The sequence below is a fragment of the Acinetobacter sp. YH12043 genome, assembly GCF_013419915.1.
Classification (GTDB): Bacteria; Pseudomonadota; Gammaproteobacteria; order Pseudomonadales; family Moraxellaceae; genus Acinetobacter.
On sequence record NZ_VOZD01000044.1, the window covers coordinates 1 to 14,627 of the forward strand.

Below are 14,627 nucleotides of genomic sequence, written 5' to 3' on the forward strand. Positions count from 1 at the left end.
TGGAGAAATCTAATCGGTATGTTATACCTGAGAGAAGAGTGAGGAGTTATCCAAGGGTTGTAAAAGGAAAACCTCAAAAATACCCAAGAAAAAGCCAGTCAATCTCTTAACTGACTGGCATTACCCTGTTCAGGGCCTTTTTATTTAAGTGGTGGGTTCAGTAGATTCAGGCAAGAGCACAGGTTTCCTGCGATATTTCATCACATACATCACCATCAAAAACAGCAACCAGACCGGCACTAATGCAACAGCAATCTGCATTTCTTTGGTAAAGCTCATGATCATTAAAATCATGATGATAAATGAAATCGTCAGGTAATTACTCCAGCGGCCAAACAGACTTGGGAATGCGGTCGTCTGCTGCTGTTCCTGCATGGCTTTTCTGAATTTCAGATGGGTCAGTGAAATCATCAGCCAGTTAATCACCAGAGCTGAAACCACCAGTAGCATCAGAATACCAAAAGCTTCACCCGGCATGAGGTAATTCATTAATACACAGATACCGGAGACTGCTGCCGAGAATAGAACAGCATTCACCGGGATACCACGGCGGTTAATTTTCTTTAAGAATGCCGGTGCATTACCCTGCTGAGCCAGACCCAATAACATACGGGTATTACAGTAAATACAACTGTTATAGACTGAAAGTGCAGCGACCAAGACTACAAAATTAAGAACATTGGCCACGCCGTGACTATTCAATGACTGGAAAATCATTACGAACGGACTACCGCCTTGCGCCACCAGATTCCATGGATAGAGACATAGCAACACACCTATGGCGCCAATATAAAAAATGAGTACACGGTAGACAATCTGATTGACTGCTTTTGGAATGGTCTTTTCTGGATTTTTGGTTTCACTAGCAGCAATACCAATCAGCTCCAGCCCACCAAATGCAAACATAATCACGGCAAGTGCCATCATAAAACCCGACCAGCCCTCAGGGAAAAATCCGCCATGCTGCCACAAGTTGGTCACACTGGCCTGACTTCCTGCAGAACCGCTAAACAGCAGATAGATCCCGAATCCGATCATGCTTAAAATGGCAATGATCTTGACCATGGAAAATATAAATTCACTCTCACCGAAGAATTTGACATTGACCAGATTGATCCCATTCATGAGCAGAAAGAATGCCAGTGCCGTGAGCCAGGTCGGAATCTCCGGCCACCAGAACTGAATAAAAGTACCAATTGCACTCAACTCAGCCATACTCACTAAGACATAGAGCACCCAATAGTTCCAGCCTGAAATAAAGCCTGCTTTTTTGCCCCAGTATTTATTGGCAAAATAACTGAATGAACCACTGACCGGTTCATGCACCACCATTTCACCCAATTGGCGCATGATCAGAAATGCAATGATGCCAGCGATGGCATAGCCCAGAAGCACTGATGGGCCTGCCAGCTGAATTGTATGTGATAAACCTAAAAATAATCCTGTACCGATCGCTCCACCTAAGGCGATTAGCTGGATATGCCGGTTGGAAAGCTGTTTTTTTAATTGATGATCTTCAACATCCATATTGTCACTCCTTGTGAACAATTTTTTTAATTTCTACATTTTGCTAGATTGCCTTTTTGTAGGGAGGTGTATTCTGCTCAACCAGCTGCTTATAACCATATTCACCATAGTCATAGCGTGCCACGACTTCAGCAAACTGTTTTAAGCGTTGTGGAGCATCCATACGTGGAAGTTGCAGTTCAATCAGACATAATTCCTCAGCCTGATGAACCTGTGCGAGTGTACGCTTTAATTCTGCCGGGGTTTTGACTATATGAGCCTGATGCGGGGTATCTGCAGAAAAGACTTGGGCAAACTGACTGTATTGCCAGTTCTGAATATCGTTATACTTGGCATTTTCACCCATGATCAAACGTTCAATGGTATAGCCGCCATTATTCAAAATAAAAATTACAGGTTTTAAGCCTTCTCTTAATAAGGTTGAAAGCTCCTGAATGGTCAGCTGAATCGAACCATCCCCAATAAATAACAGATGACGGCGCTTTGGTGCAGCAAGCATACTGCCAAGCAAGGCAGGCAAGGTATAACCAATCGAGCCCCAGATCGGTTGAACCAGATACTTAGCAGTCACAGGTAAGGTCAATCCTGATAAACCTGCATTGGCAGTGCCCACTTCTGCCACAATCACATCATCTTCCTGCAAGAACTCAGAAATCTGCTGCCAGAGTGCAGTTTGGCTCAGCGCAGTATTTTCTTCAATCTGCTGAGTTTGTAAATGTGGTTTCGGTGCAGGATTAAAAGTATGTGGTTGATCATCTAAAGTCTGTTTTGAGATGGCTTGAATCAACTGAGCTAAATCCAGTCCACTGATCATCTGCCCATCCAGACAAAGACAGGAATCCGCCAGATACAACATATTTTGTACGGATACACGATGTGAGAAAAATGCGGTGGCAACATCGGTAAAACGTGGCCCAATAGCGATCAGGCAATCCGACTGTTCCACCAGCTGACAAGTCGATGCTGCGCTTGCTGCACCTGCATAAACGCCCGCATATAAGGGGTGACTTTCATTCATGATATTTTTGGCAGTAGACAGACAGGTATAGGGAATCTGCATGCGCTCAGCCCAATTTTGCAGCATATCGGTAAGCTGGAAAATTTCTGCTTCATTGTCAATGAGCAGGACTGGCTGACGTGCCTGTTTGATGCGTTTGGCTATCCGTGCCGCAGTTTCTTGCAGAAGTTTTGGATCACTCTGTGGACGGCTCAGATCCAGAGGCTGCTTAGGTACTTTAATCTGAAGATGGGTAATATCCGATGGAAGCTGGATATGAACCGGTCGACGCATCAATATACATTGCTTTAATACCCGGTCAATTTCACTCACTGCATTGGCTGGAGTCAAACGTGTCTGTGCCACGGTAAATTCGCGCATGCAGTTCATGATATTGTCATAATCGCCATCAATCAGGGTATGGTGTAACAAAGCGCCCTGCTCTACGGCATGCAAAGGTGGAATGCCGGAAATATGCACCATGGCAACCTGCTCAGCATATGCACCTGCAATACCGTTAATCGCACTTAGATCGCCCACACCATAAGTGGTCAGTAAAGCGCCGACACCATGCAGACGGGCATAACCATCCGCTGCATAAGCTGCATTTAGCTCATTACAGTTACCGATAAATTCCAGTTTTGGATCAATTTCAATCTGTTCTAAATAGGAGAGATTAAAGTCGCCTGGCACACCAAAAATATGCTGAATTCCTAGCTCTTGCAGGCGCTGATTAAGGTACTGACCAATTTCCATAAACATTATTATTTTCCCTATCACTTATTATGCTTCAATTACAGAATATTGCATTTCATTTTCTGATTTCGTGCATAATGCAAGTCACAATGATTCAAAAACACATAAAACGTGTATCGGATAAGGATTCAATGCAATGGATGCAATGGATAAATTTGACTGGAAAATCATCCAGGCTTTGCAAAAAAATGGGCGCCTGACGAATCAGGAAATCGGAGATTTAATCGGTTTGTCAGCCTCTCAATGTTCTAGACGGCGTCAGCTGCTAGAGCAAAAAGGAATTATTTTGGGTTATAGCGCCTGCATTCATCCTGAAGCTTTGGGAATTGCAGTTTTGGCTATGGTTCAGGTCAATCTCAAAACACATGACGCAGCAGCGAAGATCGCTTTTCAACAATTGATTGAAGAAGAAGAAGCTATTCAGGAAGCTTTTTCTTTAAGTGGTGATGCAGATTTCATGTTAAAAGTAGGCGCTAAAAATCTGGAAATGCTGGCAAATTTTGTGACTGAAAAATTACTAAGCTGTAATTTTATCGGCCATATCAAATCTTATATTGTCTTAAATAAATTCAAGCAATTACATTTTGATTTTCAGGCTGCCCGCCCTTTATTACGTTGATATATTTTAAGTAAAAGAAAAAAGCTCAAGTTAAACTTGAGCTTTTTTTGATTTAATTTTTATTGATATGAACAACCTGTTGAATCGTATTTTCGAGCAGGCCACTCAGTCCAAACTGTGCGCCGATGCCCGAATGTTTCCATCCACCAAAAGGTACATGCGGGAAAATCTCACCATGCGTATTGATCCACGCCGTACCACAACTCAGTCGTTGAGCAAACTGCTGCGCCTGCTCCAGATTGGATGACCAGATCGAACCACCTAAGCCAAAATCCGTATTGTTGGCTTCAGTCAGTACTTCTTCAATATCGTGATAACGAATCAAAGGTAACACCGGACCAAACTGCTCTTCCTGCACCAGACGGCTATCTGGGCTTACATTGGTCACAATTGTTGGTGCAATAAAATAGCCTGTATCCGGTAGATTCTGACCAGATGTCATGACTATTGCACCTTCATCCTGAGCTTCCTGAATCATGGTCTGAACTTTTTGGTATTGCTTGATGTTTTGCACTGGGCCAAAAGTAGTCGTCTCGGCTAAACCATCTCCCAGAGATTGTTGCTGTGCGACTTTTACTAATTCCTGTGCCAGTGAATCATATTGGCTGTCATGCACATACAGCCGTTTCAACGCTGCACAGGTCTGGCCCATGTTGATAAAAGCTCCATTAAAGATTCGGGTTGCCATTGCCTGGATATCGGTATCTGGCAAAACAATGCCTGCATCATTGCCACCAAGTTCCAGTGTCAGATGTTTGAAAGTCGCGGCTGCATTTTGCATGATTCTTTGCCCAGTCGCAGTTGAACCGGTAAATACCACTTTGGCAATTGCAGGGTGACTGGTCAGCTTAGCCCCAACTTCTCCGCCTCCTGTAAGTATAGAGACCACTCCAGGTGCAACCTCTTGCTGAATCAGCTCACCGAGTCGAAGTGTCGACAATGGGGTAAATTCTGAAGGTTTATTGATCACCACGTTGCCAGCGCGAATTGCCGGCATGATATGCCAGACAGCAATCATTAAAGGCCAGTTCCATGGGGTAACCGATGCCACGACCCCTAAAGGCCGATGATGAAGTTCGATCCGCTTGTTGGCATCATCCTGTAAGATTTCAGTTTCAATCTTGAGTTCTGCCTGATAGCGGGTCCAGGCAATGGCCCCACCGACTTCAAATTCAGCCAGTGCATAGGGTTTGCCCTGCTCCTGCACCACTAAACGCGCTAATTCTTCTCGGTGTTCTTCAATACGATCTGCAATACGATGCAGGATTGCCTGTCGCGTTGCATCATCCGTATTTTTCCAGTGTTGAAATGCCTGCTCGGCACTACGGATGGTATCTTCAATTTGTGCTTCCGAGGGAGAGGAACATAGGGCCAATACCTGCTCATCAGCAGGATTAATCACCACAAAACTTTCGGCAGCGCCTTGTACCATTTTTCCTTGAATAATACAGCCAACGGGTTGGGATACATGCAAATTAGTCATCTCTTCATCCTGAATCAGATATTGTTGTTGTTCCCTGACATTAGCTGATTTTGTCTGAATGGAGCTTGCATATCACATTAGGCATAAAGTCCTGAATGCACATTTTGTGCATGGAAAATAGAAGAATCATCTTTCGGGATGCTTTTTTGGAACTTTAAATATTGCTTCCTTTAATTTTTTGCCTATAGCTCATTCTTCCTTACATCCTGTTCGAATTTATGCAACAGGATGTCCTGATCTTTGAAATTTCGTAGAACATCACATTGGCCTATATTGGAAATAAAGAATCACAGTGATAGCGTCATGAATAGCACAACCATTCCAGTTTTCAATCCCGATTTACCGATTCACATGACATTTGAAGAACATGACTGGCATCTCCTGGCTCAATATTGGTATCCAGTAGCCTTAGCCCGTGATATTTCCGAACAGCCGCTAGGGACAATGCTGCTAGATATGCCTCTGGTCATTTACAAGATGCAGGATGAACTGATCGTGGCCAAGGATGCCTGTCCGCATCGTGGTGTGCCCTTAAGTCTGGGAAAAAATGATGGTCAAGGCGTGGTCTGTCCTTATCATGGCTTGCGTTTTGGTACACAAGGTAAATGCAACCGTATCCCTGCCCATCCACAGCATAAAATTTCAGATCGGTTTCATTTACGGACCTATGCCGCGGTTGAACGTTATGGTCTGATCTGGTGTTCACTGACAGCTGACAAAGACGCTGAACCGAATATTCCAATGATGCCTTATTGGAATGATGCAGATTATCAGCAACTGGTTTGCCCACAAGTCGACATCAAATGTTTTGCTGGCAGACAGCTAGAAGGCTTTATTGATGTCGCCCATTTTGCCTGGGTACATCCGGATACCTTTGGTGATCCGAATGATGTCGAAGTCCCGGATTACACCACAACGGAAACTGAATATGGTTTTAATGCCGACTATATCAGCAGTGTCGGCCGTTATCCGATTGGGTTAGATCAGCGCGGTCAGGAAGATTTTAAATGGCTACGACATTTTGAAATTAGCCTGCCCTTTACCGCGACCCTGACCATCCATTTCCCTAATGATGCCAAACAGGTGATTATGAATGCTGCTTCACCGATGACCGCCCGTCAGACCCGACTGTTTGCTCCCATCTGTCGTAATTATGATAAAGACTTACCTGTCGAAGAAGCCTATGATTTTAATCTGAAGATTTTTGAAGAAGATCGCCTGATTGTCGAAAATCAGAAGCCTGAGTTTTTACCGCTAGACTTATCTCTGGAAGCACATTTCCCGGCAGATCGCAGCTCCAGTATGTACCGTAAACTATTAAGGAAAAAAGGCTTTAGTCCTTTATTTGCAGCTTAATTTTATTTAAAAATCATTATCTATGTGTCAGCCAAATTCCAATAAAAAAGGAGATCTTAACGATCTCCTTTTTTTCACCTGCAATTGATTAAGCAATTGGCGGTGTATAAGTCCCATCCGCAATTGAATCCTTGATACGATCCGCTTCTGCAAGCACGAGTGCCAACAGGTTCTTCACGTTTTCAAGGGTTGCAACCGGGCTTAAAGTCGTCATTTTCAGTGATTGAACTTGACCCACTTTAGTCACACCAATATTTGCTTCACCACGTGCAAACAGTTCGTCTGCGACGTTCTGGTTCAAAGCATCCACAAATTCAGCTGGATAGCCTGCTGGAACTACACGGAACAATACTGATGCGAATTGTGGCTCAACCAGAAGTTCTAAACCATCAGTTGCTTTGATGTAGTCTGCCACTTCGCGAGTCAATTTCACGCCATGGTCGATCATCGAACCATAAAGCTCTTCACCCAGTGCTTCTACAGTCATCCACAATTTCAACGCGTCGAAACGACGAGTGGTTTGTAGTGACTTCGATACCAGGTTAGGAACACCGTGCTCTTCGTCGTACGCAGAGTTCAGGTATTCAGCTTCATAGTGCATGAAACGATAGTTCGCTTCATCTTTCAGCAAGAATGCACCGCATGAAATGGTCTGGAAGTAATGCTTATGGAAATCCAGTGTCACAGAATCAGACAGCTCGATACCATCCAACATAGAACGATAGTCATTCGACAGGATCAGTGCCCCACCCCATGCTGCGTCGATGTGCATCCACGCGCCATACTTATTGGTGATTTCACGAATCTGTTTGAGGGGATCAATTGCACCAGCATCAGTTGTACCAGCAGTTGCCACCACACATGCCACGATCTTGCCTTCAGACTGAAGATGTGCCATGGTTTTTTCCAGAGCATCAACATCCATCTGCGCATTTTCGTTCACAGGAACAGTCACAACGGACTGGAAGCCCATGCCCATCATCGCCATGTTCTTTTGCACAGAGAAATGCGCATTTTCAGAACAGATGACTTTGACGTTACGCATTGCATCCGCTGGGATACCATCACGCTGAACCGACCACGGATTACCGTTTTCATCTTTCCAGTTTTTTGCGATACAGGCATCACGCGCCAGCAATACGCCCATCAGGTTGGATTGTGTACCACCAGAAGTGAATACACCCGCCTGACCTGAACCATAGCCAACTTTCTGACGTAGCCAGTCAATTAGCTGCACTTCCATCAAAGAACCCGCTGGGCTTTGATCCCAAGAGTCCATTGACTGGTTAGTGGCATTAATCAACACTTCCGCGATCTGGCTAGTGACCATCGTTGGGCAATGCAAATGCGCTAAAGAATGCGGGTGATGTACTTTCAAGCTCTTGTTGAGGAATAGCTCAACCATACGCTCTAAAGACTTTTGTACGCCCAGACCTTCTTTAGAAGGATTGAAAGCAATTGCGCTACGCAATTCCTTGATGCTACCGCCAGTATACATCTTGTCGTTTTGCAACCATGCTGCAACCGCTTTGGTCGCCTGATCCATCGCCGACTCATAGTCAGCGATAGATGCAGCATCATTGCAGAGTAACGCTTTACGGTGTTCTGCAAAATCTACCATGAATTATGCGCCTCGAACTGCGACTAGAGCTTCAGCAACCGCTTTCTTGAAGCGAACCAGAACTTCTTCACACTCAGCTTGAGTGATGATCAATGGGCAAAGTAAACGGATCACTGTACCGTTACGACCACCTTTTTCCAGCAACAGTTTGTTGTTGAAACAAGCGGTTTGAATTGCTGCAGCCAATTGGCCATCAGCAGGGAAAGAACCCATATGGTCTGCTGGTTTACGCTCGTCGACGATTTCAACACCGATCATCAGACCGCGACCACGTACGTTACCAATACATGGGAATTCAGCCGCCAGTTTTTTCAGTTCAGCTTGCAGGAAATCACCACGTTCTTGTGCATTTTGCGCAAGATTTTGTTCTTTAATGGTTTGTAGCGTCGCAAGACCTGTACCCATTGCCAGCTGGTTACCACGGAAAGTACCGGTATGGCCAGCAGGTTGCCATGCATCGAACTTACGTTTAATACCCAGTACTGCAAGTGGCAAGCTACCGCCAACGGCTTTAGACATTACAACCACATCAGGTTCGATACCAGCATGTTCGAATGCGAACATTTTGCCTGAACGCGCAAAGCCTGCTTGAACTTCGTCAAGAATCAACACAATGTTGTGTTTTTCAGTCACTTCACGGATTTTCTGCAACCATTTTACAGGTGCTGTTACCACCCCACCTTCACCTTGAATCGCTTCAAGAATCACAGCTGCTGGCTTGGTTACACCGCTTTCGACATCTTCAATGAAGTTTTCGAAATAATAAGTCAAAGCATCAACGCCCGCTTCACCGCCTAGACCCAATGGGCAACGGTATTCATGCGGATATGGCATGAATTGAACGCCTGGCATTAAACCATTCACTGAGTTCTTCGCAGACAGGTTACCTGTCATTGCCAAAGAACCGTGAGTCATACCGTGATAGCCACCAGAGAAGCTGATCACTGAACTACGGCCAGTAAAGGTTTTAGCAAGTTTAATCGCTGCTTCAGTCGCATCTGCACCAGATGGCCCACAGAACTGTAAGCAATATTCTTCTTTACCACCTGGCAGGTAAGCAAGAAGTGCCTCAGTAAAAGCATCTTTTAAAGGAGTGGTGAGATCCAGCGTATGCAATGGAAGACCGCTTGCAAGTGTGTCCTGGATACTTTGAATGACCGCAGGGTGATTATGGCCTAATGCCAATGTCCCTGCCCCAGCTAAACAATCAAGGTACTCCGTACCTTCAACATCGGTAACCCAGCAACCTTGTGCTTTCGCTATCGCTAACGGTAATTTACGTGGATAACTACGCACATTCGATTCCATCTGACTTTGGCGAGTCAAGTAGTATTCGTTTGTGGAATTGGTGGCAGGATTTACAGAAGAAACGCTCATATCGAATTACCATCTCTGATATGGGTTGAAAGAAATAAGTCTGGTGACTTGCGGTCGTTTGACTCGGTGCTTTATATAATCTAGTTAGACAATTTTCTATTCAGTAACTAGGAGAGGCGGATGATACAGTTTTTTTCAGGAAAATAAACAACTTTTAGTATCAATTTGCCTCGGCTGTTATTGAAAAAATATATCAAAAAATGTTGCTGTCTAAATTATCAACTTTATGCATGGCAATGACAAGGAACCCTAAACATTTTATGCAATTTTGTTGTCATGAATACAACAGTGTAATTATCAAACAATTATCTCAATAAGTATATAATTTTTATCACATTTAGTTTCTATATACCTATAATAAATAAAATATATTTTTAACAATCCAACGACAATAATTTCGGAATATCAACACATTTCCACCTTAGTATTTTATGATCAGCACAAGGCCAACAATTCCACTAAAACAGGACAACAAAATGCGTCTTTCTTCTTTTTCAGCGCTTGCTTTGCTCGGCGCATTATCTTCTGCCGCTTTCGCAGCTCCTGAAGAAACCTTGAATTATAATGTGGTGAATATCTCGGCAGAAGCCAGCCGCGATATTTCCAATGACCTGATGAATGCCAATTTATTTGTTGAAAAATCTAATAAACAGCCGGCTGAGCTGGCAGCACAAATCAACCAGTTGATGACGCAGGCCATTAATACTGCTAAAAAATATCCTACGGTAAAAATTGAAACCGGTTCACAGCATACCTATCCAGTCTATGACAACGACAACCGCAAGTTAAGAGAATGGCGTGCTCGTGCGCAGGTACGGATTGAATCGACTGACTTTAAAGCCGCCTCGCAATTGATTGCTGAGCTACAGCAAAACTTCCAGACTGAATCGATTAACTTCACAGTATCTGAAGCAAAACGCAAGAAAGTAGAAAACGAGCTGATGCTTGAAGCCTCGAAAAACTTCCAGCAACGTGCGCAAAGTCTGGCTCAAGCTTGGAACAAACCAGGCTATCAACTGGTGAATCTGAATATCAACACCAATAATTCGGGTTATCCACCTGTGCCACGCATGGCGATGGCCAAATCTGCTTATGCCGAAGCAGTTCCAGAACAGGAAATGGCAGCGGGTGAATCCAAAATGACCGTGAGCGCCAATGGTTCTATTCAGTTTAAATAAGTCTTAATAAAATTATTTAGATGTTTAAAAACCACCCTTTTGGGTGGTTTTTTATCACTTGAATATTCTGTGAAAAATCAATGCTACAAATTCATACAAACTCAGATATGAATTGAGCTTTGATCGGTTTAGAGTAACGGACATTTGTGTCAGCCCTCTCTCTCCTCATGTCACTCGATCAACTAAACCTGTATCTGTTTCATCTTCTCAATGTACCTGACCAAGCCTCGATCTGGATGATTAACTATGCCAGTCTGATAGCGCATGATCTGGTGTATTTATTTCTGCTGATTTTTGCTATTACCTGGCTGCGTGGCAGTCGTGAAATCAAAACAGGGATTATTAAAGCTGCGATCTTCACAGCAATCACCTTGTCGATTAGCGAGGTATTATCTGCCGTTCTAAACACACCCCGCCCTTTTGTCATGGAGGTTGGTCAAACCCTGATTGAGCACGCACCTACAGGTTCACTCCCAAGCAATCACATGAGTATTTTTAGCGGGATTGCCTTTGCCTATTATTTCTCAGCACAACGTGATTTGGGTCGAATCCTACTCTGGACTGCTTGGCTTGTCGCTTGGTCACGGGTTTATGTGGGTGTACATTTTCCGATTGATATGGTGGGAGCATTCCTGATTGCTTTAGCAGTCAATCTTGCCGGCTTACCGCTCTGGTGGAAATATGAGAATAAAATCATGAGCTTTATTTTCAGTATTCATCAATTCCTGTTTAAGCCTTTTATTCGAATGGGATGGGTGAAGTAAATTTCCAGACATAAAAAATCCCGCTCGAAAGCGGGATTTTTTTAATCTTAATAATTTAGTAAATTGCCATATGATTACGGTGAATCATCTCTAAAGAACGTGCTTCACCCAAGACCTGATGCACTTTATCTGATGCCAGACCTTTGACAATTTCCGCTGAACGCGAACTGAAGTTGACACGTCCTACAGCAATACGGTGACCTTGTCGATCGACACATTCCACTACATCACCACGGTCAAAATGTCCTTCTACCGCTTTGACACCGACAGGCAACAAGCTACGGTGATTTTCTTTGATGGCTTTAACCGCACCATCATCAATCACCAAACGACCTGCAGTTTGCAGATGCGCTGCTAACCATTGCTGATGTGCAGTCATGCGATCATCATCAGTGATAAATAACGTACCCAACATTTCACCTGCCATCAGGCGCGATAAAACATTGTCACTATCACCACTAGCGATCAAGGTTGGGCAACCAGATTTCGCAGCCAGACGTGCAGCACGAACTTTAGTCAGCATACCGCCACGACCAAATTTTCCGCCGCCGCCTGCCATATCAAACAGGCTTTCATCCATGGCACGCACGGTATGGAACAGTTTGGCATCCGGATTAGAACGTGGATCCGAGTCAAACATGCCTTCCTGATCAGTCAGGATAATCAGCAGATCTGCGTGAACTTGTCCCGCCACCATCGCAGCTAAGGTATCGTTATCACCAAAGCGAATTTCGTCAGTAGAAACCGTGTCATTTTCATTAATGACCGGAATCACATGCCAATCAATCAGGTGCTGCAAAGCATCACAAGAGTTGAGATAGCGACGACGGTCTGCCAGGTCATCATGAGTCAATAACACCTGAGCAGTTTGAATGCTGTGTTTTTCCAGCACACTTGACCAGGTCTGGATTAAACCCATCTGACCAATGGCAGCACAAGCCTGAAGACTGGGTAGATCGGTGGGTCGATTCTCAAGTTTCATTCGAACCATACCTTCAGCCACAGCTCCGGAAGAAACGAGAATAATCTCGTGTCCGGCATTGTGTAGATCCGCGATTTGTCCCGCCCAATGCGAGATAGCATCTAAATCTAAACCTTGCCCGTTTGCTGTGAGTAAAGATGATCCGATTTTAACAACGATTCGTTTACAACCCTTGAGCTGACGTTGCCCATCTACCACTTCTATCATCTTGTCCTCAGACTTATCTTTAAAAGATTAACGTACGTAATATACTTCTACGTCGCTGTCGTCATCATCTTCATCATCAAAGTCATCGCCGCCCAGACGTTGAGCGCGACGCATTTCACGATAAGCTTCTTTCGCAGCAATCGTTTGTTCACGTGTTTCAGCTTCAAGCTGATCACGGAATTCTTTCATCTCTGCTGCGTATTCAGGATCTTCAACTTCGCGTTCGCGTTGCTGCTCGATTTGATCCATCAGGTAATACACCACATCCTTAGTACCTTCAGCCGTTAAGCCAGAAGTTTTAAAGACAGGACCTTCCCACTGCAATTCTTCAAGAATGTGATTACACCATTCATCGCGAGTATCTACAGCAAGCTGATCGACCTTATTCAGAACCAATACCACCGGTAATTTTGAAAGTGTTGGGGAGAATTTTTGCAACTCATTCAAAATCGCTTTGGCATTATAAGCTGGATCTGAACCGTCAATCGGTTGAACATCGACAATGTGAAGCAGAATACGGGTACGTGCCAAATGTTTCAGGAAGCGAATCCCGAGACCTGCACCTTCTGCCGCACCTTCGATCAGACCTGGAATATCCGCCATTACAAATGAACGGTGACGATCCGCATCCACTACACCCAGATTAGGTACCATGGTCGTAAACGGATAATCTGCCACTTTTGGTTTTGCTGCAGAGACTGCACGGATAAAGGTTGATTTACCTGCGTTTGGCATGCCAAGCAAGCCCACATCAGCCAGTACTTTCAGCTCAAGGCGGATTTCACGGAATTCGCCTTTAGTACCATGTGTACATTTACGCGGAGAACGGTTGGTTGATGATTTGAAGTGCGTATTACCCAAACCACCTTGGCCGCCATGTGCCACTAATACTTTCTGGCCATCTTCAACCAGATCGCCAATAATATCGCCAGATTCTGAATCGACGATTGTTGTTCCCACAGGAACTTTTAAAATAACTGATTCGCCACCACGACCAGCACAGTTTGCGCCAGCACCGTTTTTACCACGTTCAGCGCGAAATTTACGGGTATAACGATAATCTACAAGGGTACTCGTGTCGTCGTCAGCCTGAATATAAATGCTGCCGCCACGACCACCATCACCACCATCTGGACCACCAAATGGTACGAACTTTTCACGGCGAAAACTGGCTACGCCATTGCCACCGTCGCCAGCCTCTACGGTAATGACTGCTTCATCAACAAAGCGCATAATGCCAATCCTCTAAAAACTTTAAAAACCGCCTATTCTGCCATATTTTAAAGCATTTCTCGACTATATTTATTGGGCTTTCCATGAAGAAGACCCAATTTAAGATTATTTTATATTATTCAAGCAAAAAGCTGATACAGATTGACGATTTATCAAGAAATTATTGTGAGGAACTTATACAAAATAAGAATTATAAAAATGTTTTCACTTATTTCAGAATCACAGTAATTCTTCTTATAGCTTAGTCATCTTTATTTTTATAGTTTTACTTTTTTCAATTGGAGTTGCTTTAACTGATCAACAGATATTCAGAAGACTATGAGCAAACTAAGAAGTTTCTTTATATTATTTTTCATAAAGCGCATATTTCATTAGCTCTCTCTTAAATCGAATAAAAGGGGGCAGAGTAAAACTTGAAGTGCGACATAAACCACCTAATTAATTTAAAGGGTTTATGGAGTATATAAAATTGTCATACCATCATCTTAACTTTGAAGATCGTACTGCATTAATGCTTGAGTCAAGAA

11 protein-coding genes are annotated in these 14,627 nt (G+C 43.9%); 4 read left to right on the forward strand and 7 right to left on the reverse strand.

The genetic code is table 11. The features are described 5' to 3' along the window. Nucleotides 1-144 precede the first annotated feature (144 nt). Nucleotides 145-1,527, reverse strand: coding sequence for an amino acid permease (locus tag FTU01_RS14965; protein ID WP_180139896.1), 1,383 nt, complete (start codon nucleotides 1,525-1,527; stop codon nucleotides 145-147). 43 nt (nucleotides 1,528-1,570) lie between these two features. Next, entirely contained in the window at nucleotides 1,571-3,286 is a 1,716-nt protein-coding gene (locus FTU01_RS14970; protein ID WP_180139900.1) for an alpha-keto acid decarboxylase family protein, read from the reverse strand. Nucleotides 3,287-3,425: 139 nt separating this feature from the next. Here FTU01_RS14970 and FTU01_RS14975 point away from each other — a divergent pair, with 139 nt between their 5' ends. Beyond that, nucleotides 3,426-3,899 carry an Lrp/AsnC family transcriptional regulator gene (locus FTU01_RS14975; RefSeq protein WP_034703664.1) on the forward strand — a complete coding sequence of 158 codons (474 nt, stop codon included), beginning with the start codon at nucleotides 3,426-3,428 and terminating at the stop codon, nucleotides 3,897-3,899. Between the two features lie 52 nt (nucleotides 3,900-3,951). On the opposite strand, the gene FTU01_RS14980 is transcribed toward FTU01_RS14975, so the two are convergent. Continuing rightward, nucleotides 3,952-5,382 carry an aldehyde dehydrogenase family protein gene (locus FTU01_RS14980; RefSeq protein WP_180139903.1) on the reverse strand — a complete coding sequence of 477 codons (1,431 nt, stop codon included), beginning with the start codon at nucleotides 5,380-5,382 and terminating at the stop codon, nucleotides 3,952-3,954. Nucleotides 5,383-5,685: 303 nt separating this feature from the next. Here FTU01_RS14980 and FTU01_RS14985 point away from each other — a divergent pair, with 303 nt between their 5' ends. Continuing rightward, complete coding sequence (locus FTU01_RS14985) at nucleotides 5,686-6,738, forward strand: aromatic ring-hydroxylating dioxygenase subunit alpha (RefSeq protein ID WP_180139906.1); 1,053 nt, start codon at nucleotides 5,686-5,688, stop codon at nucleotides 6,736-6,738. Nucleotides 6,739-6,826: 88 nt separating this feature from the next. On the opposite strand, the gene FTU01_RS14990 is transcribed toward FTU01_RS14985, so the two are convergent. Beyond that, nucleotides 6,827-8,359 (reverse strand): aspartate aminotransferase family protein, encoded by a 1,533-nt coding sequence (locus FTU01_RS14990; protein ID WP_125278393.1) that lies wholly within the window; start codon nucleotides 8,357-8,359, stop codon nucleotides 6,827-6,829. Between the two features lie 3 nt (nucleotides 8,360-8,362). After that, a complete protein-coding gene (locus FTU01_RS14995) occupies nucleotides 8,363-9,736 on the reverse strand; it encodes a diaminobutyrate--2-oxoglutarate transaminase (RefSeq protein ID WP_159123116.1) in 1,374 nt (457 codons plus the stop codon). Nucleotides 9,737-10,212: 476 nt separating this feature from the next. On the opposite strand from FTU01_RS14995, the gene FTU01_RS15000 reads away from it, so the two are divergent. Both FTU01_RS15000 and FTU01_RS15005 read left to right on the forward strand, forming a co-directional pair. Next, entirely contained in the window at nucleotides 10,213-10,914 is a 702-nt protein-coding gene (locus tag FTU01_RS15000; RefSeq protein ID WP_004782671.1) for an SIMPL domain-containing protein, read from the forward strand. Nucleotides 10,915-11,081: 167 nt separating this feature from the next. Then, on the forward strand, nucleotides 11,082-11,678 hold the full coding sequence (locus tag FTU01_RS15005) for a phosphatase PAP2 family protein (RefSeq protein ID WP_180139909.1): 597 nt from the start codon (nucleotides 11,082-11,084) through the stop codon (nucleotides 11,676-11,678). Nucleotides 11,679-11,733: 55 nt separating this feature from the next. Here the strand turns inward: FTU01_RS15005 and proB are convergent, their stop codons facing one another. Further along, nucleotides 11,734-12,867 (reverse strand): glutamate 5-kinase, encoded by a 1,134-nt coding sequence (proB, locus tag FTU01_RS15010; RefSeq protein ID WP_005234922.1) that lies wholly within the window; start codon nucleotides 12,865-12,867, stop codon nucleotides 11,734-11,736. Between the two features lie 27 nt (nucleotides 12,868-12,894). Next, nucleotides 12,895-14,100: an Obg family GTPase CgtA gene (cgtA, locus tag FTU01_RS15015; protein ID WP_004782712.1), complete on the reverse strand. Its 1,206-nt coding sequence runs from the start codon at nucleotides 14,098-14,100 to the stop codon at nucleotides 12,895-12,897. Nucleotides 14,101-14,627 lie beyond the last annotated feature (527 nt).